5 protein-coding genes are annotated in these 4,074 nt (G+C 40.0%); all 5 read right to left on the reverse strand.

All coding sequences use genetic code 11. From position 1 onward, the window contains the following. Positions 1-147: 147 nt before the first annotated feature. The 5 genes from IEY53_RS34585 to IEY53_RS34605 all read right to left on the reverse strand — a co-directional run bounded on the left by IEY53_RS34585 (position 148) and on the right by IEY53_RS34605 (position 3,947). On the reverse strand, positions 148-1,110 hold the full coding sequence (locus tag IEY53_RS34585; RefSeq protein WP_189032857.1) for a zinc-binding dehydrogenase: 963 nt from the start codon (positions 1,108-1,110) through the stop codon (positions 148-150). 141 nt (positions 1,111-1,251) lie between these two features. Continuing rightward, entirely contained in the window at positions 1,252-2,343 is a 1,092-nt protein-coding gene (locus tag IEY53_RS34590; RefSeq protein ID WP_189032859.1) for a flavin monoamine oxidase family protein, read from the reverse strand. A gap of 53 nt (positions 2,344-2,396) precedes the next feature. After that, the gene (locus IEY53_RS34595; RefSeq protein WP_189032861.1) at positions 2,397-2,726 is read right to left on the reverse strand and encodes a thioredoxin family protein; all 330 of its coding nucleotides are present in this window, start codon (positions 2,724-2,726) and stop codon (positions 2,397-2,399) included. Positions 2,727-2,738: 12 nt separating this feature from the next. Further along, positions 2,739-3,179 carry a rhodanese-like domain-containing protein gene (locus IEY53_RS34600; protein WP_189032863.1) on the reverse strand — a complete coding sequence of 147 codons (441 nt, stop codon included), beginning with the start codon at positions 3,177-3,179 and terminating at the stop codon, positions 2,739-2,741. Between the two features lie 114 nt (positions 3,180-3,293). Then, entirely contained in the window at positions 3,294-3,947 is a 654-nt protein-coding gene (locus tag IEY53_RS34605; RefSeq protein ID WP_189032864.1) for an ArsR/SmtB family transcription factor, read from the reverse strand. Positions 3,948-4,074: the final 127 nt, after the last annotated feature.

Raw genomic sequence — 4,074 nt, forward strand, 5'->3', positions numbered from 1 at the left:
GTTATGAGCATGAATGTGGTCTGTCCCGCTTGTAGGAAATCCACTTTTGGGACAGCCTCTCTAGTGACCTTTCCTCACATACGTTAATCCTAACTCACCATAATTTAACGTACGAGTCGTAAGCTACCCACCCATCGGATTCTATCTTCACTCAGATATATTCAGAACAGCACGGAATCTAGTCGATGCTGACATCATTTTATCGTATGCTTCGCTAGCACGATCTAATGGATATGACTCAATCAGGGGACGAGTATCCGTCAGTATACTGAAATTAATCGTCGCTTGTATTTCTTTCGGTCCGCCTGTAAACGTACCTTTGACCGTGTTAGGTCCTTTCAAAAAGTCCATCGCTGACAATTCTAGTGGATCAGTGGAACCTGCCACAATGATTAGCTCGCTGTCTTGACCCAACCCGTTGATCAGAGAGGAAATGGCTTTGGCGTTAGGTGCAGTTGCCAGGATAACTTTCGCACCGCCTAATGCTTGTAATGCCTCTGCCGGATCTTCTTGTTCCGAATCAATGTAGTGATGGGCTCCAAGTTCACGTGCGAGAGCTTCTTTATCATTTCCTCGTGAAATAGCCACGGTGCGATATCCTGCTTTGCTTGCAAACTGAACGGCAAGATGTCCCAGTCCACCAATCCCCTGAATCGCTACCAGATCACCAGGGCGAGCTTTACTATTTTTGATGGCACTAAAGGTTGTTTCGCCAGCACACATTAGTGGAGCAGCTTCCATCACCGAAATTTCATTTGGAATACTGGACAAGCTATCTTCATAAGCAACCATGTACTCGGCATATCCGCCGTCCATTGTTAATCCGGTGACATGGCTATGTCCCCCATTCCATCCAATGCCGACACGTTCTCCAATTTTCCATTTTGACGCGCCTGCTCCAAGCTCATCAACGATTCCTATCACTTCATGTCCAGGAATACGAGGATATGCTGACGCCGCACCGCCCATAGCCATTGAATCTCCGTTACAAACGCCACAAGCTTCAACACGGAGCAACACTTGCCCTTCTGCAGGCTGTGGAACCGGCACCTCAACTAACTGCATTTTTTCTCCTGCAGCTGGAATTTGCATGGCTTTCATTTTCTTCATGAATATTCCCTCCTAATAGTTTTAAAATGATAGAACTTCATTAGTATAGTTCAAATAGATCTATTATTCAATTAATTAATTGTATAATGGAATTGATTATAGATGAATAGATTCGTTTCAACTTCATTTTTTTTTTGTTATTTAATTGATGATTTTTGAGACTGCAAGTTCAGCTGACTGAAGTGCACCTTCAAGATGTCCACCAAATTCTGTACTTGTTTCTGTTCCAGCAAAAGCAATTATATTTTCCCATTCCCCTGATACAGTTATAGGTCCGTAATATGGAAAATTTTGAAGTGGAATACGATCTTCAGATATAGCCGTATCGACATCCGCAGACCAATCTTTATAAATAATAGTCCTTACTTTTATTGCTGACGGGCCGAAAAGCCTAATCAACTGTGCCTTCACTTGTTCTAAAACCTCCTTTTCCCCTAACTGTTGGCGGACGTCCGGAGGCATGCCAAAGAAACCAAATAATGCACCCGAACCTGTGTTGGGAGATGCATCATGAATTTCCTGCAACGGCCCTACCCAACTCGATGCGAAACCCGAAAGTCCATCTTTTCTCCAAAAAGGCTCATCATAGACAGCTATAGCCTTGGCTTGTCCAGCCATCCAGGTTGGTTTGTTGATAAGGTTTAAGTTCGTTTCAGGAGAGATTGAAGGAATAAAAGTAATCTGTTGTGCAATAATTCGAGGCGGTAATGCTAGAATAACAGCACGAGCGATAAACTCTTTTGTTTGTCCATCTGCAAGTTCTGTGGTTATCGTAATGGAGTTTTGATCGTTTAATTTTATGGTCTTCACACGTGTTTCCAAATCAAAGATTTCAGGTGGCAACTTACTAGCTAATGCATCTATTAAAGATTGTACGCCACCTGAAAATCTCAATGATCTCTCCATGGAATGATCTGGGAGGATATGGCGTTCAGGCGCTTGGTTCTCATACCGCTCAAATAACATAGCCCCCTCGGTGTGCTGAACGAAAGTTTTGAGGTGAAGCTCTTGAACGAGACTAGTGATCGTATGCTCATATCGCGGCCAGAACCAAGTGGGTCCAAGATCAAATTGACCCAATTCAGGGTTGTTGGGACCTGTAGTAGTTAAAATCCTACCACCAATTCTATTGCGAGCCTCCAAAATCTTACATCCAATACCTTGTTCTGCGAGTAAACTGGCAGCTCGCAGGCCACTTAAACCAGCACCGATAATAATCACGGGATTCTTCATTCTATACTCCATCATTAAATAATTTTTATATTCTTTGTTGGCTACTTTAGAAGTTATACAGCTTTATACAACTGTTCTAATCGTGCTTCTAATTGTTCAAACTGAACAAACCGTCCTTCACGAAGATATTCCTTTTGATCAAAAAATAAGATGATCGTGGGAACTGTGAAAATCAACAATTTGCCTGCGACCGCTTCTACCTGCCTAGCATCTATATGCGCAAGTTTTATTTCTGGATAGTTGTTAAGTAATTCTTTTAGTTTGGGATAAATCGCATGACATACATTACAATCCTCTTGAGATACATATAGCATACTTAATCGGTTATTCTGGATAAATGTATCTATTTCATTCACTGAAGTTATTTCTTGGACATTTATCATTAATTTCCCACCTTACTGTATGTTATTCGGAACTGAATGGCTACAGATCCAATAATATTCAATGCAATATTGTTCTAATTTTCTTTTCTGACTCCATTCAATTAATTGAGAAATTGGACCTACTAATAAATACAAATCATGAAATCCCTGTTTTCGTAAAATACGTACCGCTTTTTTTCCTTTACGATATTGATCGGTCAATACGATAATGCTATCTTTTGGAGACATATCTTTTTCCCACACAAAAGGCAATCGCCCTAGGGAGATATTGATGGATTCCGGAACCTGCTCTTTTTCATATTCGGAACTATCTCTTATGTCAAGCCATTTAATATGATCAGGCACCTGGATTTGATTTGATTTTAAAGATAACATGGTTACACCACGAAGGAAGCGGAAATGTTGAATTATCCAGTAAATTATCAAAAAAACTAATATCAAAGCATACATCATTTTTTATCCCAGTCTGTTAATTTCAAAGGTTTGTCCCCTTTGGAATTTTTCATTAGTTCCATTCTACATCTACTCCGTTCTATCATATATTATTTCCGTTCCTCATTCTCCATCTTAAGCATTCCACTCTTGGACTCCTTCTTCTATTCGGTACGCTGTGAAGCCCTGTTTTTGAATATAATCAACAGCTTGTGATGCAAGAGAACAATAAGGGCCACGACAGTATGCAGCAACTTCTACATCAGCCTTATTTATTGTTTTTAGGTATTCTTCCAACTGTTCTAAAGGTACAGAAATAGCACCTGGGATATGAGATGTTTCATACTCCTCAACGGGTCGAAGATCTATGAGAACCATGTTATTCTGCTTCATTTTTGCCAATAGGTCGTTTTTTGTGATACTTTGAACACCAACATATTGCTTTTTCAAATCATCTTTAATCTGTTTTATGTCAGAGAGTCTGTCCTCACACACATTCCATAAAGAGGACAAAAAGTGAGTTACAGATGGATCACTAATATTATAGATAACGAAAGTACCTTTCTTGTGAAATCTAACCAATTTCGCTTCCAGTAAAATTTGTAAGTGACGGGATACATTCGCAACACTCATTCCAGTTTGTGTAGCCAAACTTTCAACAGATTTTGGTCCATTTGATAAGAGATCCATAATCTCAAGTCTTTTGTCACTGGATAAACATTTCCCGATTCGAGCGAATTGCTGATATAGACGTTCTTTAATATCTGATTCAGGACATCTAATTTCCATTGGAACCGCCCTCTCTTTATTGCAACACCTTAGATTTTCGGGTATGCCTTCTGCATTCGAATTACTGACTAGTACCTTGACTGCATCAAATTTCAGGGTACAAATGTTTCAATTTGCCTCTGGCCTG

It is taken from the genome of Paenibacillus albidus (genome assembly GCF_014644435.1).
Lineage (GTDB): Bacteria > Bacillota > Bacilli > Paenibacillales > Paenibacillaceae > Paenibacillus_AQ > Paenibacillus_AQ albidus.

Bases quoted from the DNA above. Each gene is read 5' to 3' on its own strand.
- IEY53_RS34605 (WP_189032864.1), bottom strand. From the start codon at position 3,947: ATGGAAATTAGATGTCCTGAATCAGATATTAAAGAACGTCTATATCAG.
- IEY53_RS34595 (WP_189032861.1), bottom strand. From the start codon at position 2,726: ATGATAAATGTCCAAGAAATAACTTCAGTGAATGAAATAGATACATTT.
- IEY53_RS34590 (WP_189032859.1), bottom strand. From the start codon at position 2,343: ATGAAGAATCCCGTGATTATTATCGGTGCTGGTTTAAGTGGCCTGCGA.
- IEY53_RS34585 (WP_189032857.1), bottom strand. From the start codon at position 1,110: ATGAAGAAAATGAAAGCCATGCAAATTCCAGCTGCAGGAGAAAAAATG.
- IEY53_RS34600 (WP_189032863.1), bottom strand. From the start codon at position 3,179: ATGATGTATGCTTTGATATTAGTTTTTTTGATAATTTACTGGATAATT.